General features: G+C 43.3%; 17 protein-coding genes. All 17 read left to right on the top strand.

The genetic code is table 11. The features are described 5' to 3' along the window. Window positions 1-2 precede the first annotated feature (2 nt). The 17 genes from LJE09_RS17905 (at window position 3) to LJE09_RS04160 (ending at window position 21,820) form a co-directional block, all read left to right on the top strand. Window positions 3-131, top strand: coding sequence for a hypothetical protein (locus tag LJE09_RS17905; RefSeq protein ID WP_255601781.1), 129 nt, complete (start codon window positions 3-5; stop codon window positions 129-131). A 170-nt stretch (window positions 132-301) separates the two neighbouring features. Then, the gene (locus LJE09_RS04080; protein WP_054754259.1) at window positions 302-1,126 is read left to right on the top strand and encodes a ParA family protein; all 825 of its coding nucleotides are present in this window, start codon (window positions 302-304) and stop codon (window positions 1,124-1,126) included. Next, window positions 1,083-2,018: a ParB/RepB/Spo0J family partition protein gene (locus tag LJE09_RS04085; protein WP_055290558.1), complete on the top strand. Its 936-nt coding sequence runs from the start codon at window positions 1,083-1,085 to the stop codon at window positions 2,016-2,018. The genes LJE09_RS04080 and LJE09_RS04085 overlap by 44 nt, the downstream gene beginning before the upstream one ends. A gap of 284 nt (window positions 2,019-2,302) precedes the next feature. Further along, window positions 2,303-6,553, top strand: a complete 4,251-nt coding sequence (locus tag LJE09_RS04090; protein WP_227081524.1) for a SpaA isopeptide-forming pilin-related protein — start codon at window positions 2,303-2,305, stop codon at window positions 6,551-6,553. 161 nt (window positions 6,554-6,714) lie between these two features. Next, the gene (locus tag LJE09_RS04095; RefSeq protein ID WP_055062735.1) at window positions 6,715-7,011 is read left to right on the top strand and encodes a hypothetical protein; all 297 of its coding nucleotides are present in this window, start codon (window positions 6,715-6,717) and stop codon (window positions 7,009-7,011) included. A 12-nt stretch (window positions 7,012-7,023) separates the two neighbouring features. After that, on the top strand, window positions 7,024-7,284 hold the full coding sequence (locus LJE09_RS04100) for a hypothetical protein (RefSeq protein WP_023920501.1): 261 nt from the start codon (window positions 7,024-7,026) through the stop codon (window positions 7,282-7,284). Then, window positions 7,265-7,564 (top strand): hypothetical protein, encoded by a 300-nt coding sequence (locus tag LJE09_RS04105; protein WP_015512771.1) that lies wholly within the window; start codon window positions 7,265-7,267, stop codon window positions 7,562-7,564. Before LJE09_RS04100 ends, LJE09_RS04105 begins: the two co-directional genes overlap by 20 nt. Window positions 7,565-7,579: 15 nt before the next feature. Beyond that, window positions 7,580-14,767: an N-6 DNA methylase gene (locus LJE09_RS04115; protein ID WP_331464373.1), complete on the top strand. Its 7,188-nt coding sequence runs from the start codon at window positions 7,580-7,582 to the stop codon at window positions 14,765-14,767. Window positions 14,768-14,787: 20 nt separating this feature from the next. After that, window positions 14,788-15,750: a DUF3991 and toprim domain-containing protein gene (locus tag LJE09_RS04120; RefSeq protein WP_008789321.1), complete on the top strand. Its 963-nt coding sequence runs from the start codon at window positions 14,788-14,790 to the stop codon at window positions 15,748-15,750. Then, window positions 15,747-16,166, top strand: coding sequence for a DUF3846 domain-containing protein (locus tag LJE09_RS04125; protein ID WP_002594669.1), 420 nt, complete (start codon window positions 15,747-15,749; stop codon window positions 16,164-16,166). Before LJE09_RS04120 ends, LJE09_RS04125 begins: the two co-directional genes overlap by 4 nt. Before the next feature lie 135 nt (window positions 16,167-16,301). After that, window positions 16,302-16,460, top strand: coding sequence for a DUF3789 domain-containing protein (locus tag LJE09_RS04130; protein ID WP_087203228.1), 159 nt, complete (start codon window positions 16,302-16,304; stop codon window positions 16,458-16,460). Further along, the gene (locus LJE09_RS04135; protein ID WP_002594670.1) at window positions 16,423-16,764 is read left to right on the top strand and encodes a plasmid mobilization protein; all 342 of its coding nucleotides are present in this window, start codon (window positions 16,423-16,425) and stop codon (window positions 16,762-16,764) included. Before LJE09_RS04130 ends, LJE09_RS04135 begins: the two co-directional genes overlap by 38 nt. After that, complete coding sequence (locus LJE09_RS04140) at window positions 16,755-18,140, top strand: relaxase/mobilization nuclease domain-containing protein (protein ID WP_227145186.1); 1,386 nt, start codon at window positions 16,755-16,757, stop codon at window positions 18,138-18,140. The genes LJE09_RS04135 and LJE09_RS04140 overlap by 10 nt, the downstream gene beginning before the upstream one ends. Then, on the top strand, window positions 18,124-18,918 hold the full coding sequence (locus LJE09_RS04145) for a PcfB family protein (RefSeq protein WP_015530022.1): 795 nt from the start codon (window positions 18,124-18,126) through the stop codon (window positions 18,916-18,918). The genes LJE09_RS04140 and LJE09_RS04145 overlap by 17 nt, the downstream gene beginning before the upstream one ends. Window positions 18,919-18,924: 6 nt before the next feature. Then, complete coding sequence (locus LJE09_RS04150) at window positions 18,925-19,809, top strand: LtrC-like protein (protein ID WP_227145188.1); 885 nt, start codon at window positions 18,925-18,927, stop codon at window positions 19,807-19,809. A 12-nt stretch (window positions 19,810-19,821) separates the two neighbouring features. Next, window positions 19,822-20,025, top strand: a complete 204-nt coding sequence (locus LJE09_RS04155; protein ID WP_008789327.1) for a hypothetical protein — start codon at window positions 19,822-19,824, stop codon at window positions 20,023-20,025. Next, entirely contained in the window at window positions 20,012-21,820 is a 1,809-nt protein-coding gene (locus tag LJE09_RS04160; RefSeq protein ID WP_227145190.1) for a VirD4-like conjugal transfer protein, CD1115 family, read from the top strand. The genes LJE09_RS04155 and LJE09_RS04160 overlap by 14 nt, the downstream gene beginning before the upstream one ends. Window positions 21,821-21,822 lie beyond the last annotated feature (2 nt).

Here is a 21,822-nt window from a genome sequence, read left to right on the forward strand (position 1 = left end):
CCGTGATTTCTGTATTTCAGAATAGCGAGAACTCCGGCTATGAGTATCAGGTTGCCCCTGATATGGCGATGACAGTCAGAATGATAATGATACTTCTCTACGGAGCTGGCGGAGTACCCGGCAGAGGTTAGAACCCTATGATACAGATAAGCAGTCTGTTCCTTAGTGATTTCCCATAAGCATTTTGCTTGGCAAGGGGTGTTGAGAACAAATATTGCTATGACCGATTAGGAAATGAGTCGGTCAGGTACATAGCCATAATGCGGTGGCTATGAATTTTCAGAAAGGAGGGCAAAAAGAAGTGTCAAACTGTAAAACGATTTCCGTATGTAACCAGAAAGGCGGAGTCGGAAAGACTACCACAACCGTTAATCTCGGAGTCGGGCTTGCAATGCAGGGCAAGAAAGTATTGCTCATAGACGCAGACCCGCAGGGAGATTTAACGACTTGTCTTGGTTGGCAGGATACAGACGGCTTGGGTATCACGCTTGCAACGAAACTCACAGATGTAATCAATGAAACGATGACAGACCCTATGGTTGGTATCCTGCACCACGAAGAAGGTGTTGACCTTGTTCCGGCAAACCTTGAGCTTTCAGCAATGGAATTTAACCTTGTGAACGCAATGAGCAGAGAAACTACACTCAAGAATTATCTGAGTCAAGTGAAGAACAGATATGATTATGTAATTATAGACTGTATGCCTTCACTTGGTATGGTTACTCTCAATGCTTTATCGGCGGCAGACAGTGTTATTATTCCGGTTCAGGCTCAGTATTTGCCTGCAAAGGGTATGACACAGCTTGTGCAGACCATTTCAAAAGTAAAGAAGTATATCAATCCGGATATTAAGATAGACGGTATGCTTCTTACTTTGGTGGATAGCCGAACAAACCTTGCAAAGAGTACGGTGGAAGCACTCAGGGCAAACTTTGGTAATCAGATAAGAATGTATCGAACACAAATCCCGATTGCCGTAAAAGCCGCTGAAACTTCTTCCAAAGGCAAGAGTATTTATGCTTATGAGCCAAACAGCACAGTGTCTAAGGCATACGCTGAATTTACAAAGGAGGTGTTAGCCGATGGCAGGAAGAAAGAGCGACTTCACTCTCACGAAGCTCGATGATTTATTTACCACGCAGGCACAGAGAGATGAAGAACAGCTTTCAAAAATCCGAGATATTCCATTGGAGCTAATTGATGATTTCCCCGACCACCCGTTTAAGGTCAGGGACGATGAAGATATGATGCAGCTTGTGGAGAGTGTCAAGGAAAGAGGAGTGATTACTCCGGCAACGGTAAGGCAGAAAGAGGACGGCAGATACGAACTTGTTTCAGGACACAGACGAAAGCGAGCTTGTGAACTGGCAGGATTTGAAACACTGAGAAGTGAGATTGTAGACCTGAACAGAGATGAAGCGACCATTTTAATGGTTGAAAGTAATTTCCAGAGGTCAGAGATATTGCCGAGTGAAAAAGCCTTTGCCTATAAAATGCGTTTGGAAGCAATGAAAAGACAAGCAGGCAGACCTACAAAAAATAATTTAGTCCCAGTGGGACAAAATTATTCAAGGGAAGAACTTGCTGCACAAAGTGGAGAAAGTCAAACACAAATACAGCGTTATATTCGTCTGACAAACCTTGTTCCTGAACTGCTTGAATTTGTTGACGAGGGGCGTATTAAAATGCGTCCTGCCGTAGAACTTTCCTATCTTGACGAAGATTGCCAGCGTGATGTGGTTGACGAAATCGACCTGAATGACGCAACCCCGTCACACGACCAGACAATCCGTATGCGAAAGTTATTCAACGAGGGCAACCTTACAACAGAAGCAATCCACGCTGTTATGTCTGAGGAAAAGCCGAACCAAAAGGAAAAAATCGTGTTGAGGGGCGACAGAGTAAGACAGCTTATCCCGAAAAACATTCCCGTCAGTCAGACGGAGGATTTTGTCTGCAAGGCATTGGAGCATTACAACAAGTTTTTGCGTAACCGTGCAGAGCGTGACAGCAGATAGCCTGTTTTACAGTTCCCCTTTCTCACACTCTAACCCCTTAGTTATACTTCTACCTACCGAAAATGATATATATTATCTCACTTGAATATAACTATCTCAAAGTATATGTCTATCTCTAAGGGGCAATCGCACAGTATGAACGGACTGGAGGTGTATGGTAAAATGAAAAATTAACGAAAAATCCGCATTTGTTTTTCGGCAGGTAAATTCTGTCGTAAGAGAAAATCCACAAAGGCACATCGTAGCGATACGGTGTGTTTTCAATTTTTACAGGAGGAAACGCAATGATAAAGTCAAAATTCAAAAGAGTCACGTCGCTTTTCTTGGCGACCCTTATGTGTGTGACCACTTTTGCAGGCATTGGCTCGACAACAGCATATGCTGCTTCGGGAGAAAAAGCCGATGTTTATATGGTCGATTTCCCTCGTGATGGCGATGCTAATTACGATGGGGTATGGGGACACAGCAATTTGACCTTGAAAAATGGTTGGCATACCGGACGTTCCAATTTTACCAATCTTAAGGCTATTGGCTCATACTCAGGCAATGTTGCTTATTGTATTGAGCCGGGAATTTCGCTCAAGGTCGGTCAGACAATGAATAAGTATGACGAAAATTATTTTAATAACCTTGCATCCAATGGGGTTATTTCCGGAGATGAAATCCGTCTTTTCGTTGGTCGTATTTTACAGTATGGCTATCGTGGGACAATCTCGACATCTTGGAGGTCACAGAATGAAGCAGCAGCAAACAGCATTGCACAGGCTTATGCCACACAGCTTCTTATCTGGGAAACTGTTATCGGAGAGCGTGATGTGAACTTCAATCATGTATCAGCCAGTGGTTGCAGCAATGTGAAAGATGTCATCAATGCAAGGCATCCGCTCCGCAATAAGATTTTCAGTTATTACAACAGTATGGTGCAGAGTGTACAGAACCATGCGACCATACCAAGCTTTTGTAATAAATCATCCGGTTCGGCAAAGACAATAGAACTTGAGTGGAATGGAAGTAAGTACACAACTACCCTGACAGACTCAAACAATGTGCTGTCCAAATATAATTTCAAGGCAAGCATCAGTGGAGTGAGCTTTTCAGTGAATGGTAACAAACTTACGGTTTCTATGGATACAGCACCGAGTAAGGAATTTACCATTACCGCAACCAAGAAAAATGCAGTCCGCAGAGGTGTGGTTGTATGGTCAGAGGGCAAACACGGTCAGAATTCCAGTGTGCAGGATGTTGTCAGCTATGCTCAGGAAGTAAGCGACAGTATCAACGGTTATGTGAAGATGAAAGTCAGCTATGGTTCTTGTCAGATTGTAAAGACCAGTGAGGACGGCAGGGTTGACGGTATTAACTTCACGATTACCGGAAACGGTATCAATCAGACGGTTACAACAGCTAATGGCGGTAAGTTCCAGATTGATAACCTTATGCCGGGTATCTATACTGTAACCGAGCAGGCATACGATAAGTACGAGCCGCAGGAAACACATAGAGTTACTGTTGTAGCAGGACAGGTTGCAAAGGTCAATTTTAATAACAAATTGAAGCGTGGCGACCTTCAGGTAGTGAAGTCCTCAGAAGATAATCTTGTTGAAGGTATGAAGTTCCATCTTTTCGGTACTTCTCTTTCCGGTGCTGCTGTTGACCAGTATGCAGTTACAGATCAAAACGGTGTGGCAACTTTCAAAGATGTGCTTATCAGTGGTTCTGAACCATATACCCTTGAGGAAGTAGACACGGCTATCCGTTATGTTGTGCCGAAAAATCAGATTGCACCAGTGAAGTGGAAAGAAGTAACCACAAGAAACTTCAATAATATTTTGAAGAAGTTTACTGTAACAGTAACAAAGAGCGACGCTGAGAAAGGCGAAGCACAGGGCAATGCCAAACTTTCGGGAGCAATTTACGGTATCTATAAGGGAGAAACGCTTGTAGATAAGTATGTTACTGATGAAAACGGTCAGTTCACTACCAAAGAATATGTTTGTGATACCGACTGGACAATCCGAGAAATCACACCGTCAGAGGGATATTTGCTTGATAAGACTATCCATGAAGTAGGTGCAGACCCGAAACTTTATGAGGTGGAACACAACCTTACTTCCAATGATGTAACCGAGCAGGTAATCAAAGGCAATGTGGCTATCATCAAACATACCGATGACGGAGAAACAAAGATTGAAACACCTGAAAAGGGTGCTTCCTTTGAGATTTATTTGAAATCTGCCGGAAGCTATGACGCAGCCAATAAAGACGAGAGAGATACCATTGTTTGCGATGAAAATGGCTTCGGTCAGACAAAAGATATGCCGTATGGTATTTATACCGTACACCAGACTTCTGGTTGGGAAGGCAGAGAGATGATGGATGATTTTGATGTGTTCATTTCACAGAACGCACAGACTTATCGTTATCTCATCAATAACCGTAACTTCGAGAGCTTTGTCAATGTAGTTAAGGTGGACGCAGAAAGCGGAAAGAGTATTCCGTATGCAGGAGCAGGATTTAAGATTTACGACCCGCAGGGTAATCAGGTCAAAATGACCTTTACTTATCCGACACCGACCACGATTGATGTGTTCTATACCGATGCAAATGGTTCTCTTGTCACACCTGAGAAACTGGATTACGGCAAGGGGTATTCTATCGTAGAGGTACAAGCTCCATACGGATATGTACTTGATGATACTCCGGTATATTTTGATATTACCGAAGAAAATTCCACAGAGGAAGGCGGCGTAACTGTTGTGAAAGTCAATAAGCCGAATATGGCACAGAAAGGTACTATCACGGTTGAAAAAACCGGAGAAGTATTTAGTGGTGTCAATGTAAGTGGTTCTGAGGACAGTGATGTTATTTATCAGCCTGTTTATGAAGTGACAGGACTTGAGGGAGCAGTTTATGAAGTCCGTGCTGCGGAAGATATTAGCACACCGGACGGTACGCTCCGCTGTTCAAAGGGCGAAGTGGTAGATACTATCACAACAAGCTCCGATGGATTTGTGAAGAGCAAAGAACTTTATCTCGGAAAATACGAGGTCAAGGAAATTACAGCACCTTACGGAATGGTAGTCAGTGGCGAAACCCATACGGTTGAGCTTACTTATGCAGGTCAGAATATCTCTGTTACCGAAACTTCCACATCATTCTATAACGAAAGACAGAAAGTGCAGGTAAGCCTTGTAAAAGCCATTGAAAAGGATAAGACATTTGGTATTGGCGACAACGGAGAAATCAAAAACATCAGCTTTGGTCTTTATGCCGCAGAAGATATTGTATCTGCAAGCGGTACAGTTATTCCGGCTGATGGACTGATTGAGATTGTCAGCGTAAATGAAAATGGAACTGCTGTTATGAAGTCAGACCTTCCGTTTGGCAAATACTATGTCAAGGAGATTGCAACCGATGAGCATTATGTTCTCTCTGATACGAAATATCCGGTTATGTTTGAATATGCAGGTCAGGATACCGCAACAGTTGAAATCAAAGTGAATGATGGAAAAGAAATCAAGAATGAACTTATCTATGGTTCTGTATCAGGTAAGAAGATTGACGAGAACGGAGAAGCACTTGAGGGTGCTGTTATCGGTATCTTCAAAGCCGAAGAAACAGAATTTACAAAGGATACTGCACTTATGACGACTACCTCTGCAAAAGACGGTAGTTTTTCTTTTGCAAAAGTTCCTTATGGCAAATGGATTGTAAGAGAAATCGAGCAGCCAAAGGGATTTGTTCTTGATGAAAAGGCGTATGAGGTCAATATCAGCAAAGCCGAGCAGGTAGTTGAAATTGAGATTGTCAATGAGTATGTTCACGGCAATATCAGACTCACGAAGGTGGACGCTGAATATCCAGATAACAAACTTACGGGTGCAACCTTTGAGGTATATAAGGACACCAATGAGAACGGAAAGATTGATGATGGCGATGAACTTATCGGAAATCTTGAAGAAACCGAAACCGGAATTTATGAGATGAAAGAGCTGCTTTACGGAAAATATATTGTCCGTGAAACAAAAGCACCAGAGGGCTTCCTGCTTGATAAGGGAGAATACTCTGTTTTCATTGAGAAAGACGAAACAACTTATTCCGTTGAGAATAAGGCTGGTGTTGGATTTATCAATGAAGCTATGCGTGGAACACTGAAAATCGTCAAGACATCTTCAGATGGTAAGGTTAAAGGTTTTGCGTTCAGAGTAACCGGAGCAAACGGTTATGATATGACATTTGAAACAGATAAGAACGGCGAAATTGTGATTGAGGGACTTCGTATTGGCGAATATACCGTATCCGAAGTGGCAAACAATGCCTCTGCCGCATATATCACACCTGCCGACCAGAATGTTACTATCAAACTTGATGAAACAGCCGTTGTAAAAATGCACAATGAGTTGAGGGATACTCCGAAAACAGGAGATGATACCAATATGAAACTTTGGTATGTCCTTGCCGGACTTTCTGCTGTCGGTATCGCCGTAACTTCTGTTGTTGCATACAAAAAGAAGAAAAAGGAGGGTAACGAGTAATGGAAGCAAAGACAATTATCGCTATCGCATTAGTCGCCGTTATTGTCGGCGGCTTTATCTTTCTTCAGGTTAAAAACCGTAAGAAGTAAGTAACAAGCGAACATTAATCAGTCGGGGCAGAGCGTAAAAAACTCTGTCCCTTTAATTTTTGGAGGAACATTATGAAACAACAGAAAACGGTGGAGAGCCGAGTGCTTGAAATCTTAAAGGAATGCCCGATGTCGAGGTATGATGATATGCTTCTTATTCTGCATTATTACAATCGGTACGGATATATACCTGCCGGAAATCTTCCGCTTGAGGATATTGTATTTAATTACCGAGCATACGGACTTCCTTGTTTTGAAACCATACGCAGGGCAAGGCAGAGAGTACAGTCCCTTTTTCCTGAGTATTCACGTAATCCGCAGAAAGAAGAACAGAGCGGCAGTATTTCTATTGTAATCAACATTAGCTAAGGAGGTATTTTCGTGAAAGACAAAGCAACTTTTCAGAATAAGGTCAAGGTGCTGAATAAACTCTTTGACTCCGGTTGTGATACGGAGAAAAAGTTGCAGCAGCTTGATATGGAAGCAATCCTGAAAATCCCGAATATCACGATTCCTGATATGGGTGTGATTATGGAGCTTCAGAAGAATACAAAGTCCGGTAAACTCTTTTCGTATTTGGGCGGCGGTTCTGATGAAGCAACAAAAATGAGAGGTAAGGAAAATGAAGCAACAGGAGAATAGAGCAGAGCCGCAGGAAAAGCAAATTCGATTTATAGACAGTCATTACAATTTGAAATTCTATATTCCCGATGGAGGGAAAATCAGGATTACTTTTCGTGATGGACACACAGCAGACAGAGTGTGCAAGTATATTGATGACTACCATTTGTATGTCGGAAATTGCTGCTATCATATATGCGAGTTTGCTGAAAAAATGGAGCTTAGTGGAAGTAAAGTTGAACCTGTCAATCAATCCGAACCGTCAAAAAACAAGACCAGAAACAGAGAAAAACAGCGATAAGGAGGTGCAAGAGTAATGGCACGAAAATATGACCTTATTTCTGAGCTTTACAACCGCACCTGCAAAACGGTTGTGTCAAATCCTCAGAACTGGCAGGCATTCTTGGCTTCGGCTTGCCGAAATTATAAGTTACGTTATGACGAACAGCTACTTGTATATGCACAGCGACCTGATGCAACAGCGGTTCTTGAGATAGAGCAGTGGAACAAAATTTTTGGCAGATGGGTCAACCGAGGTGCAAGAGGTATTGCTGTTTTTGCTGATGAAAACCGTTCACGGCAAAGACTGACACATTACTTTGATATTTCAGATACTCACGAAAGCAGATATTCAAGAACAGTCCCGATTTGGGATATGCGTCAGGAATACGAAGCTGATGTGATTGAAACATTGGAAAGCACTTTCGGAGAGATTGAGAATAAGAGCAGTCTTGCCGAAGCAATTATGGGAGCAGCAAGAAATGCGGCAGAGGATAATATCCCTGATTATCTGCAAGACCTTTACTATGCAACCGAGGGCAGTTCCTTTGAGGAAGTGGAAGAGGATATTGTGGCTTTCATTTATAAAAATGTCGTGACAAACAGTGTGGCATATATGATGATGTCAAGGCTCGGCGTTGATACGGACGGTTATTTTGAACTTGATGATTTCAGAGATGTTACCAACTTCAATACGCAGGAAACACTCAATGCACTTGGATTTGCTACCAGTGATATTGCAGAAATGGGATTGACGGAAATATCTAAAACAATTACTGCACTCAACCGTCAAAATCGCATAATTGTCGGTCAGGACAGAAATGAATACAATAAGGTTGAAAATAACGACGAAAGGAGTTTGGACAATGAACGAACTGACCTACACGATGGTGGGCGATTACAGCCTTCCGAACCTGAAACTTCCACAGCAGCCGGAAGTGACGCTGGGCAGATACGCTCAGATGAGGAGAGAGTTTCTGAAGGAACATCACAGAGTCCTTTACTACAATCTCCTGACGAGGGGCGAACTGACACAGCACTTGGCGGAAGTGGAACAGAGAGCCAGCAAGATGGAGGAAACAATTCTGAGCCAGATGGCACAGAAAGAGGGAGTGACCGAACAGATGAAAGCGGAGGATATGATGAAATGGGTTCGTCTGATGAACTCCCTTCGCAATTCGGCACAGGAAATCGTGAAAGCGGAAGTGATATTCGCTTAGAGTATTACGACAGAACGCACGAGGATAAAAGCCTTCCGTTCTTTGGACGTGATGAAGTAATCAATGAAATTCTCAGAACGACACCACATTTGTCAGCAAGTCTGGAAGAAATCAAAGATTATTATGAACGTAATCCTGATAACAAAGACCGCACAGAGTATATAAAGAGTATTTTCAATAATGATTATACCGAACTTACTTTAGAGGACGGCAGGACAGTAGGGTACAAGACCTTTGAAAACGTTCTGCATTTGTGGGAGGGCAAATACGACAGCAGAACCGCACAGAGCTATTATGATTGGGCTGTTATTGCCCGACATTTTGAAGCTATGCGATTATTGGGAGAATTAAGTGACAGCATAAAACCATTACCGTCAATGGACGGTCAGATGACATTCATATTAGACGGTCGGGCAGAGGAAAAGAAAACCTCTGCCTTTACTTTTTCTCAGGAGATTATCGACGCTGTTCTTGCGAACGGAAGCGGATTTTCTGAGGGTAAAATGCGTATTTATGAGCAGTTTGAAAAAAGCCTTTCTGCAAAAGAAAATGCCGACTTCTTGAAAAATGAATACGGTTGGGGCGGTTCTTATCCCGTCATAATCGGGGCAGGCATTGATGAGAGCCACGATGGAAAAGGTATTACGATTACGAAAGGCATCGGTAAAGAAAATCCACATATCACACTTTCGTGGTCGCAGGTGGAGAAGCGTATCGGGGAACTTATCCGAACGGACAGATACTTAAATCCAAAGGAAAAAGAACACTATCCTCAGTGGCTTGAAAGCCAAGAGGAACGCAGAGCCAAAATCGAGGAAACGAAAAGAAATCGTGAGATACTCTCTAATGCACCACCGGAGCAGGAGGTTGAACCAACCGAAAAAGAACCTGAAGAAGCAGAACAGCCGCAAGATATGCAGTATGAATATCATCTTGGCGATAAGGTGTATATCGGTGCTTCTGAGTATGAAATCTTATCTGTTGATGATGAGAGAGTAATGCTCTATGACTATGATATGCCACTGCTCAATAAGGAATTTTCACGCACAGAGTTTGACAGAAAAGTGCGTGAGAACCCGATGAATGAGCATTTGATTGTGAAGGAAGAACCTGCCGAAGAAAGAAATGAAAAAGAGCCTGAGCCGGTAGTTCCTGCTTGGGAGCAGAAGAAAAAGGTCAAGGGCTTTGACCTGCACCCTGATGTGCCTATGGCAGACCGTCATACCTTTAATCTCAGAGAAAATGAGGTTGAAACGGTAGGTAAAAAGGAACGCTTCCGCAGAAATATTATGGCGATACAGCTTCTTAAAAAGTGTCAGGAAGAAAACAGATTTGCCACTCCTGAAGAACAAATTATCTTATCAAAGTATGTCGGTTGGGGTGGACTTTCAGAAGCTTTTGATGAAAATAATTCAGCGTGGGCAACGGAGTATCTGGAACTTTCTTCGGTATTAACACCGGAAGAATATGCTTCGGCAAGAGAAAGCACATTGACTGCGTTCTACACGCCGCCCGAAGTTATCACAGCCATTTATAAGGCAATGGAGCAGATGGGTTTTAAGGAAGGCAACTTGTTAGAGCCGTCCTGCGGTATCGGTAATTTCATCGGTATGCTGCCGGACACAATGCAGGACAGTAAGATTTACGGTGTGGAACTTGATACGATTTCCGCAGGGATTGCACAGCAGCTTTATCAGAAAACAACCATTGCGGCACAAGGATTTGAAGAAACCAATCTGCCGGACAGCTTCTTTGATGGAGTGGTTGGAAATGTACCTTTTGGAGATTTTAAGGTATCGGATAAAAGGTATGACAAGCATAAGTTCCTGATACACGATTACTTTTTTGCCAAGTCCCTTGATAAGTTAAGACCCGGCGGTGTGATGGCTCTTGTAACGAGCAAAGGCACAATGGATAAGGAAACTTTAGCAGTACGAAAGTATATTGCACAGAGAGCAGAGCTTCTTGGAGCAATCCGATTGCCGAATAATACCTTTAAGGGTAATGCAGGAACGGAAGTCGTTTCGGATATTCTTATCCTGCAAAAGCGTGACAGACTGATAGATATTGAGCCGGATTGGGTTCATCTTGATACCGATGAGAACGGAATTAAGATGAACTCTTATTTTGTGCAGCACCCCGAAATGATACTTGGAGAAATGAAAATGGTATCGGGGCGTTTTGGTATGGAAGCAACTTGTGTGCCGTATGAAAATGCAGACCTTGCAGCACAGCTTGATGAAGCGGTAGCAAATATTCACGGAGAAATCACGGAATATGAAGCCGAGGAAGAACTGGAGGAGGAAGATAATTCTATTCCGGCAGACCCAACAGTGAGAAACTTTTCCTATACGGTGGTGGACGATAAAATCTACTATCGAGAAAATTCCCGTATGACTCCGGTGGAGGTGTCGGCAACCGCAGAGAACCGAATTAAGGGTATGATTGCCATTAGAAATTCCGTCAGAACGCTGATTGAATTGCAGACAGAAGATTACCCTGACAGCGAAATAAAAGCGGAGCAGGAGAGATTAAACAGACTTTATGATACCTTTTCAGGTAAGTACGGACTCATTAACAGCCGTGCAAATACCTCTGCTTTTTCGCAGGACAGTTCATTCTCTTTGCTTTCTGCATTGGAGATAATCGGAGAGGACGGAGAACTGGAACGTAAGGCTGATATGTTTTCTAAGAGGACAATTAAGCCGCATACTCCGGTTACTTCTGTTGATACGGCAAGCGAAGCGTTGGCGGTATCTCTTGGAGAAAAAGCCACGATTGATATGGACTATATGATGGAGCTTTCCGGTAAATCGGAGAATGAAATCTTTGAGGACTTAAAGGGTGTTATCTTCCTAAACCCGCTTTATGAGTATGGAAATTCTTACGAACCGAAGTATCTGATGGCTGATGAATACCTTTCGGGTAATGTCAGGGAGAAGCTGAGAATTGCAAAGAACTCGGCAGAACTCTATCCGGAAGATTATAAGGTCAATGTGGAAGCACTTCAAAAGGTGCAGCCGAAAGACCTGACTGCAAGTGAAATTTCCGTGCGACTTGGTGCAACTTGGCTGCCACCGGACGATGTGCAGGAGTTTATCTTTCATTTGCTTGAAACACCACGCTACGCACAGTGGAATATCAAAGTTCACTTCTCTCCATTTACGAGTGAGTGGAATATTGAGGGCAAATCCTATGACAAAGGAAATGTAAGGGCATATAACACTTACGGAACTTCCCGCATCAATGCCTATAAGATTATCGAGGAAACGCTGAACTTAAAAGATGTGCGTATCTTTGATTATATCGAAGATGATGAGGGAAAGAAAAAAGCTGTCCTGAATAAAAAGGAAACAGCGATTGCTCAGTCGAAGCAGGAAATGATTAAGCAGGAATTTCAGGACTGGATATGGTCTGACCCTGAACGAAGGGAAAGGCTTTGCAAATCCTACAATGAGAAATTCAATAGCGTCAGACCTCGTGAGTATGATGGAAGTCATATCATTTTCAATGGTATGAACCCTGAAATTGAACTCAGGGAACATCAGAAAAATGCGGTTGCTCATATCCTTTACGGAGGAAATACGCTTCTTGCACACGCAGTCGGAGCAGGAAAAACTTTTGAAATGGTGGCGGCAGCACAGGAGTCGAAAAGGCTTGGGCTTTGTAACAAGTCACTGTTTGTTGTACCAAATCACTTGACCGAACAATGGGCGGCTGAGTATTTGCAGCTCTATCCGGCGGCGAATATCCTTGTCGCAACAAAGAAAGATTTTGAAACCAAGAACCGTAAAAAGTTCTGCGGCAGGATTGCAACCGGAGATTATGACGCAGTTATCATCGGACATTCACAGTTTGAGAAAATCCCGATGTCCATTGAAAGACAGAGGGCAATCTTAGAACAGCAGCTTGAGGAGATAACCGGAGGAATTGCGGAACTTAAGCGAAACCGAGGGGAAAACTTCTCCATAAAGCAGCTTGAAAAGTCAAAGAAATCTATCAAGCAGAAACTTGATAAACTCAATGACCAGACGAAAAAAGATGATGTTGTAACCTTTGAGGAACTTGGTGTAGACAGGCTTTTTGTTGATGAAAGCCATTATTACAAGAACCTTTATCTTTATACAAAAATGCGTAATGTGGGCGGTATCGCACAGACGGAAGCACAGAAATCTTCCGACCTCTTTATGAAGTGCCGTTACCTTGACGAGATTACCGGAGGGCGAGGAACCGTGTTCGCAACGGGTACACCTATCTCAAACAGTATGGTGGAACTTTATACGATACAGCGATATTTGCAGTACAGCACGCTTGTGAAAAATGGGTTGCAGCACTTTGATGCCTGGGCTTCCACTTTCGGAGAAACCATTACGGCAGTGGAACTTACACCGGAAGGAACAGGATACAGAGCAAAGACAAGGTTCGCAAAATTCTATAACTTGCCTGAACTAATGGCGATGTTCAAGGAGATAGCGGACATTAAGACAGCGGATATGTTGAACCTGCCAGTACCGGAAGCAAAGTACCATAACATTGCAGTAAAGCCGTCAGAAATGCAGAAAGAAATGGTTGCTTCCCTTGCAGAGAGAGCCGAGCAGGTGCGTGGCGGCGGTGTGGATTCAAGCGTAGATAATATGCTGAAAATCACGAATGACGGAAGAAAACTGGCTCTTGACCAGCGTATGCTAAACGATATGCTGCCTGATTTTGAGGGCAGTAAAATCAATGCCTGCGTCGATAACATCTATCGGATATGGAAAGAAAATGCCGACAAGAAATCAGCACAGCTTGTGTTTTGTGACCTTTCCACGCCGAAGAATGATGGCACATTTTCCGTCTATAACGACATCAGGAAGAAGTTGATTGAGAGAGGTATTCCTGAAAGTGAAGTAAAATTTATACACGAAGCCGACACGGATATGAAGAAAAAGGAACTGTTCCAAAAGACCCGCAAGGGAGAAGTCAGGGTGCTTCTTGGCTCTACTCAGAAGATGGGAGCAGGAACGAATGTGCAGGATAAACTTATCGCACTTCACGATGTGGATTGTCCGTGGCGACCTTCAGATTTGGAGCAGCGTTCCGGTAGAATTGTCCGTCAGGGCAATGAAAATCCGCAGGTAGATATTTACCGCTATGTAACAGAGCAGACCTTTGATGCATACCTCTATCAGCTCGTGGAAGGTAAGCAGAAGTTCGCAAGTCAGATTATGACGAGCAAATCTCCGGTCAGGTCAGCAGAGGATATTGATGAAACTGCACTGTCCTATGCGGAGATAAAAATGCTTGCAACAGGCAATCCGTATATCAAAGAAAAGATGGACTTAGACATTCAGGTGCAGAAGCTGAAGATGTTAAAATCCAATTTCTTATCGGAGAAATACGGACTGGAGGATAAGGTCATCAAGTTCTATCCACAACAGATTGCTTACTTAAAATCCCGTGTAGAGGGACTTACAAAAGATGTTGAAACAGCAAAATCACACCCGAAACCGACAGACGAGCAGCCGCTTGGAATGATGGTATTGGGTGTTTCTTATTCCGAAAAAGCCGAAGCAGGTCAGGCAATCATCAATGCCTGCAAGTCAATGAACAGTCCTGATGCGATACCACTTGGCGAGTACCGTGGCTTTCAAATGGAGCTGTATTTTGATACGGTGCAGCGTAATTATGTTGTGAAACTGAAAGGCGAAACGAGCAGAGATGTACCGCTTGGCGATGATGCTCATGGTAATATCGTGAGAATAGATAACGGCATAGAACGCTTTGAGGAAGCACTTGCTGATACGAAAAACAGCCTTGAAAATACGGAGAAGCAGTTTGAAACAGCGAAGCAGGAAATCGAAAAGCCGTTTGCAAAGGAGGAAGAATTGAGGGCAAAAACTGCCCGACTTGATGAGCTGAATATCCTGCTCAATATGGATAAAAAGGAAAATGAGATTGTCGGCGGAGAGCCTGATGAGGGCGAGCCAGTCGGCGGCAGAAAGGAGAAATCGTATGAGAGATAAACAGGAAGGCGGTGGTCGATATGCCATTTATCGCACCTGAGTTAATCATTCAGGCGAAGCAGATGGACTTATTAACCTACCTGAAAAATTATGAACCGTATGAGCTGGTTAAGTTTTCAGGTAACACCTATTGCACCAGAACCCACGACAGTTTGAAGATTTCAAACGGGAAATGGATATGGTGGTCGAGAGGTATCGGTGGCAGGAGTGCTTTGGATTATCTGATTAAGGTCAAAGGTTACAGCTTCCTTGAAGCGGTGGAAACCATTATCGGACACACAGCGATTCAGGCTCCGGACTATGAAAAACCACAGCCAAAAGAGGAAAATAAACCGCTTCTTCTCCCTGAAAAATGTGCTTCCAATATAGTGATTACAGAGTATCTTTTCGGGAGAGGAATAGATTTTGAAATCATCAATTACTGTATCTCTAATGACCTTATCTTTGAGAGCCTGCCGTATCACAATGTTGTGTTTGTAGGCTATGACGAGAAGAAAGAACCCAAATATGCAGCCTACCGTTCCACGAATAAGCGTAGGATTATGGGCGATTGCAGTGGCAGTAAAAAAGATTATTCTTTTCGGCTTGGTAAGGAAAACTTGGAGGAAGTACACCTCTTTGAGTGTGCCATTGACTTGTTATCCTATGCCACGCTTGCAAAACTGAACGGGCAGGACTGGAAAGAAATGAGCTTTGTTTCGCTGTCCGGGGTGTATTCTCCGGCAAAGAAAATTGAGGACAGTAAAGTGCCGATTGCACTGGAAAAGTATCTTGGCAGTAACCCATCTGTCAGGAAAATCCGTATCCATTTTGACAATGATATAGCGGGCAGAAAGGCAGCACAGACCTTAAAAACTATTCTGCCGGATAAGTATGAAATCGTTGATGAGCCACCAAAAGCAGGTAAGGACTTCAACGATTTTCTTTGTATGCGGATGGGAATTTACAATAAAAAAACACACGAAAGGAATGAAGAACGATGAATGATTCTAAGATTAAAGTTCTCTTGGTAGAACCGGAAAAGTACCCGAAGGAAATTGTAATCGACGACAGTCTGGAAGCAATGCAGGAGGTTGTCGGCGGGGACATTGAGGAATATATGCCCTATGACGATGACGTTGCAATCATCTGTAATGAGGAAGGAAAGATGAGAGGACTTCCGCTTAACCGTGCAGTTTATGTGCAGGACAATGATAAGAAAGAGATGGTAGATATTATCTGCGGCAAATTCTTTATCTGTTATGCACCGCCTGAGAGTGAGAGTTTTCAGAGCTTGCCGGACGATATGATGAAGAAATACAAGGAACAGTTCAAGTATCCTGAACGCTTTTCTAAGGAAGTGGGCGGTAATATCGTGGCTGAACCTTTTAAGCCGAAATCAAAGGATTATGAGAGATAGTAGACTGAGAACGGGGCAACCCGGAGGAGATGTTTATTCTTAGCGAGCAGACCATTTGGATAAACACAGTTTCCCAAACGGTAAAAGGCTCGTTAGGGGTTGCCCCTAATACCCCGTGAGAAAGGAGAACTTGATTTGAGAGAGTTATTACTTATCGCCGCCGGGACACTGCTCGGCAGTTGTCTTGGCGTTACGATGATGTGCTTATTCCAGATTAACAAAGATTGCAGAGTAAAGAGAAAGGAAGATACCGATTATGAGAAAGAGAAACATTCAGAAGATTGTACGCTTTAACCGCAAGGAAGCACAGGATTTGGCAGCAAAGGCAAAGAAGGCTTGCCTTTCCGAAGCAGGACTTATCCGTTTACTTATCAGAGGTTACGAACCGAAAGAGAAACCCGATGACCGCTTCTATGATGTGATGAGGGAACTGTCCTCTATCGGTAATAACATCAATCAGCTTGCGGCTAAAGCTAATACGCTTGGTTTCATTGACGCACCTATGCTGAAGAATGAAGCTGCGAAGTGGAATAAGTTCCAGTCAGAGATTGAGAGGACATATCTTCGTCCAAATCAGAGCGAAATGAAATGGCAGTAACAAAGTTGTGGTCGGTTACAGAAAGGCTCGGTCAGGTCATTGACTATGCGACCAATCCCGAAAAGACTTCTGCAAAAATCAAAAGGGAGTTTTCGCCGGAACAGTATCAGGCTCTTGCAGATGTTATTGCTTATGCAAAGGACGAGGAAAAAACAGAGCGTGAGTTCTATGTTGAGGGTATCAACTGTAATGTGGCGATTGCCCGTGACCAGTTCATAACGGTTAAGGAGCAGTACCAAAAGACAGACGGTATCCAAGCCTATCACGGATATTTGAGTTTCAAGGAAACAGATATATCTCCTGAGATGGCACAGAAAATCGGAATGGAGTTTGCAAATGAAGTGTGGGGTAAAAGATTTCAAGTCGTTGTGACAACCCACCTGAACACAAAGCACCTGCACTGTCATTTTGTCATCAACTCTATTTCTTTCGTCGATGGGAAACATTTATGGGGAGAGGAAAAAGCGTGGTTCAAATTCCGAAAAGTTGCAGACAGGATTTGTGAGAAGTACGGACTTTACTATGACCCGAATCCGAACCGCAGTAAGCAGTCGGATTATCTGACGATGAAAGAAAAGGCAGGTATGCCGACACGCTACTCGGTTGCAAAAGAAGCCATTGATTATGCTATCGACCACAGCAAGACCCTGAAAGAATTTCAGTTTGCACTCAAGGAAATGGGATATGCCTATAACCTGAGTCCAAGCCGAAAATATTGGACGGTCATTCCAAAGGGATACGATAAGCCGATACGACTGAAAAATCTCGGAGCTGATTATACCAATGACCGGATTGTAGAGCGTATCAAAGAAAATCGTGATAGATGGGCAGAAATTGAGCCGTTCCAGAGGGCGACTTATAAACCAAGACAGTACCGTATGCAGACCAGAGGACAGAAGCTGAAAAAGAAAGGCGGACTTTATGGGCTGTATCTGTATTACTGTTACAGACTCGGTTATCTGCCAAAGTATAAGAAACAGAATAACGCAAGGCTTCATTATCTCTTGAAAGATGATTTAATGAAGCTCGATAAGATTACTGATGAAGTAAGGCTGCTCGGACGAGAAAATATTTCCACGGACGAACAGCTTTTTTCATATAAGACTTCCTTAGAGGAGCAGATGAAAAATCTTGTTGCCGGAAGAACACATCTCCGAAAAAAGATAAGAACAAATATTGATGATGGTCAGCTTCAGGCGGCAAAAGATGAAATCGCTTCTATCAATGGAGAATTGAAAAAACTCCGACGAGAAGTAAAACTCTGCGAGGATATTGCGGAGAGGTCAAAGGTTATGGAAGAAAACCTTGAGCATATCGAAACAGAGGAACAAAAACAGCAGAGAAAGGAGAAATCACGCTATGAACAACGGTGGTGACGCAGCAGAGCAGGTCGTTAGGCTTTCGCTTGAAGGATTTGAAGTTGCTGCAAGATTAAGCGGTTCGGCGGCGAAGAATATCGCATTGCTTTTGGTATCGGTTCTGAAGCAGGAGCAAAAGACGAAGGGCAAAGCAAGGCTTACCAATATGATTAAGTCAGGCAAGGAGCTGAAAGTCTTTTCCATTCCGCAAAAGGATTTGAAGAAGTTTACCGAACAGGCAAAACGCTATGGCGTTCTTTATTGTGTCCTCAGAGATAAGAACACAAAGGGAGAGAATGCTCCGGTAGATATTATTGCAAGAGCAGAGGACGCTTCTAAAATTCAGCGTATCGTTGAAAGATTTGAACTTGGCAAGGTGGATAAGGCTTCGATTGTCAGTGAAGCAGAGAAAGCTATCGCAGACCGTGAAGCGGTTGAAAAAGAAAAGCCGACCAAATCCAAGAGTGAAATCATTATGGAAGAAGCGGTCAGAAATCCAATGCAGAAAGAGGAGCGAGCAAACGCAAACCCCTCAGTCGCCAAAACAGACAAAAGCCCTCTGTCAAGGCAAAACTCAGAGCCGGTAGAAACGCAATCTGATAAGGGTGTTGCAAAGCCAGTGGAAAAGCCATCGGTCAAAGAGAAACTTGACCGTTATAAGGCACAGGCAAAACAGCAAAAAGAAGCAGAGCGTAAAGAGCCGGAGGTTAAGAAAGATGGCAAGAAGCCGCAGCAGAAAAACGGTCAGACGGTACACCGTCAGCCGAAGAAGAAACCCAAAACAAAAGAGAGGTAATTCACTATGACAAATGATTTCAAACCCGCAAAGGCTGGCGGTAATCAGCCAAGATTATCTAAAGAGGAGTATGCGGAAAAGAAGCGAGCAGAAAAAGAAAAGATCTATCAGATGATTGATGACGCTGCCCGTGAGATTGTGAGTGACTCTGAGAAGTTCAAGAGCTTTCTTGATACGCAGAGTCGAATGGACAGATATTCCGCAGCAAATGCTCTCCTTATTTACAGTCAGTATCCGCAGGCAACACAGCTTAAAGATTTTAATGATTGGGGTAAGGACAATGTGAAGATTACCAAAGGGGCAAAGAGTGTTTCTATTCTTGAACCAGTGGAATATACAAGAGCAGATGGCTCTCCGGGTATTTCCTACAATGTCAAAAAGGTATTTGATGTTACACAGACAAATGGAAGAAAAGCTCCGGCGGTATCAGCAAACCGTGACCCGAAAGCACTTATCACGACAATGCTTGATGTATCTCCGGTGGAGGTTGCGTCAACCGATGAACTTCCGTATCCGAATATGGCAGCTTTCTATAATAATGAAAAGCAGACCTTGTATGTGAAGCGTAATGTGGGTGACAGCGTAGCGGTTGCTCAGTGTGTCGCTCAGGAACTCGGACACGCACAGCTTTCTATCAACAGTGAAAGTTACAGCCGCAGGGATATGGGATTTCAGGCAGTGTGTATCGGATATATGCTTTGCAAGAAGTATGGCGTAGATACACAGAACTTTGCGATTAACCGTATTCCGGAGGGACTGGCTTCCAAAGAGCCGAAAGAAATCCGTGCGGAGCTTTCCAAGACCCGAAATGCAATGGCAGAAATTCATAGTCATATCTCTGATGAAATGTTCCGCAAAAAGCAGGAGCGTTCAAAGGACTATGAGAGATAACGGAGGGCAGATATGGAAAAAGAAAAACTCTACCACATTGCTTTGGACGATTACGAACACGGTGTTGTCATTCGCTCCTTAAACGATGAGAAAACAAAGTTGATGGAGGAAGGCAAGTCCGCAGATGCAGTAGACGACCTGCTTGTAAAAGTCGGAAATGCCCCATTGAAAAAGTTCAAAGTAATTGAAAGGAAACGCTCAGATGAAGCGAGATAATGACAGGCAGACTGCCATTATTTTATCCATTGTCGGTATCGTTCCGGTCATATGGCTGGCACTTCTGATTGCACCTTCCATAAGCGGAGGATTGCCGGAGATAGCAGCCAATCTTGCGACACTCTTTGATAATCCATTTTCCATAAAATTATGTGGGGACAGCTTAAAAACTGTCCTCATTTTACTTTTATGCTATGGAATGGGTATCGGGATTTATTTCTCAACAAGAAAGAATTACCGCAGACGAGAGGAACACGGTTCTGCCAAATGGGGCAATGTCAGAGCCATTGATAAAAAGTACCGACAAAAGCCGCTGTCAGAAAATAAGCTGATGACTCAGAATGTGTGCATTGGACTTAATGCCAAGAAGCACAGACGAAATCTGAATACGCTTGTGTGCGGTGGCTCCGGTGCAGGTAAGACAAGATTTTATGCAAAGCCTAATATTATGAACGCTGCAAGAAACAGCTATGTGATATTAGACCCGAAAGGGGAAATCCTGCGAGATACGGGACATCTTCTTGAGAAGAAAGGTTACGAAGTGCGTGTGCTTGATTTGATTTCAATGGAGAAAAGCCATTGTTACAATCCTTTTGTTTATTTGCAGAATGACAATGATGTGCAGAAGCTCGTAACCAATCTTTTTAAGAGTACCACTCCGAAAGGTTCACAGAGCAATGACCCATTTTGGGATACGGCAGCGTCAATGCTTCTGCTTGCACTTGTATTTTATCTGCATTATGAAGCACCGCCGGAAGAACAGAATTTTGCAATGGTAATGGAAATGCTCAGAGCCGGGGCGATTGAGGACGAGGACGACCCAAGTCCTTCTCCGCTTGATAATCTGTTTTCAGATTTGATGATAGATAATCCTGACCACATTGCTTTGAAGTATTACCACTCTTATCATTCCGGTTCTTCCAAAACATTAAAATCCATACAGATAACCCTTGCAGCAAGGCTTGAAAAGTTCAACTTGGAGAGTCTTGCTGCTCTTACTTCTGCCGATGAACTGGATTTGCAGTCACTCGGAGAGAAAAAGGTGGCTCTGTTTGCACTGATACCGGATAACGACTCCAGTTTCAACTTCTTGGTATCCATTCTTTACACACAGCTCTTTCAGCAGTTGTTTTATGCAGCCGACCATATCCACGGCGGCTGTTTGCCGATGCCTGTTCATTTTATGATGGACGAATTTGCCAATGTTTCACTGCCGGACGACTTCGACAAGATACTGTCGGTTATGCGTTCCCGTGGGATATCTGTAAGCATCATCTTACAGAACTTGGCACAGCTTAAAGCCTTGTTTGAAAAACAGTGGGAGAGCATTGTGGGTAACTGCGATGAATTTCTTTACCTTGGTGGAAATGAGCAGTCAACCCATAAATATGTGTCGGAGCTGTTGGGCAAGGAAACCATTGATACCAACACGTTCGGAAAGAGTACCGGAAGAAGCGGTAATTATTCCACCAACTATCAGATTAGCGGCAGAGAGTTACTTACCCCTGATGAGGTGCGTATGCTCGATAATCAGTACGCTATTTTGTTTATCCGTGGGGAAAGACCCATTATGGATTTCAAATATGACATTATGAAACACCCGAATGTGGCACTTACCACAGACGGAAAGGCGAGTCCTTATAAGCATGGAGAAGTCACAAAAGATATTGCTTCGATTGCCATTTGGGACATTGACCCTGCAACACTTCCTGAAAAGGAAATGGAAGAAACGAACTGGGAACTTCTTTCCGAGGAGGAGATGGAAGCTCTGTTCATAAACAATCAAACAAATTAAAT

The sequence above is a fragment of the Blautia sp. DFI.3.45 genome, assembly GCF_020593505.1.
Lineage (GTDB): Bacteria > Bacillota > Clostridia > Lachnospirales > Lachnospiraceae > Blautia_A > Blautia_A wexlerae.

Coding starts and splice junctions, on each gene's coding strand:
- LJE09_RS04085 (WP_055290558.1), top strand. CDS start 1,083: ATGGCAGGAAGAAAGAGCGACTTCACTCTCACGAAGCTCGATGATTTA.
- LJE09_RS04135 (WP_002594670.1), top strand. CDS start 16,423: ATGAGAAAGAGAAACATTCAGAAGATTGTACGCTTTAACCGCAAGGAA.
- LJE09_RS04125 (WP_002594669.1), top strand. CDS start 15,747: ATGAATGATTCTAAGATTAAAGTTCTCTTGGTAGAACCGGAAAAGTAC.
- LJE09_RS04150 (WP_227145188.1), top strand. CDS start 18,925: ATGACAAATGATTTCAAACCCGCAAAGGCTGGCGGTAATCAGCCAAGA.
- LJE09_RS04145 (WP_015530022.1), top strand. CDS start 18,124: ATGAACAACGGTGGTGACGCAGCAGAGCAGGTCGTTAGGCTTTCGCTT.
- LJE09_RS04120 (WP_008789321.1), top strand. CDS start 14,788: ATGCCATTTATCGCACCTGAGTTAATCATTCAGGCGAAGCAGATGGAC.
- LJE09_RS04160 (WP_227145190.1), top strand. CDS start 20,012: ATGAAGCGAGATAATGACAGGCAGACTGCCATTATTTTATCCATTGTC.
- LJE09_RS04140 (WP_227145186.1), top strand. CDS start 16,755: ATGGCAGTAACAAAGTTGTGGTCGGTTACAGAAAGGCTCGGTCAGGTC.
- LJE09_RS04105 (WP_015512771.1), top strand. CDS start 7,265: ATGAAGCAACAGGAGAATAGAGCAGAGCCGCAGGAAAAGCAAATTCGA.
- LJE09_RS04095 (WP_055062735.1), top strand. CDS start 6,715: ATGAAACAACAGAAAACGGTGGAGAGCCGAGTGCTTGAAATCTTAAAG.
- LJE09_RS04090 (WP_227081524.1), top strand. CDS start 2,303: ATGATAAAGTCAAAATTCAAAAGAGTCACGTCGCTTTTCTTGGCGACC.
- LJE09_RS04115 (WP_331464373.1), top strand. CDS start 7,580: ATGGCACGAAAATATGACCTTATTTCTGAGCTTTACAACCGCACCTGC.
- LJE09_RS04155 (WP_008789327.1), top strand. CDS start 19,822: ATGGAAAAAGAAAAACTCTACCACATTGCTTTGGACGATTACGAACAC.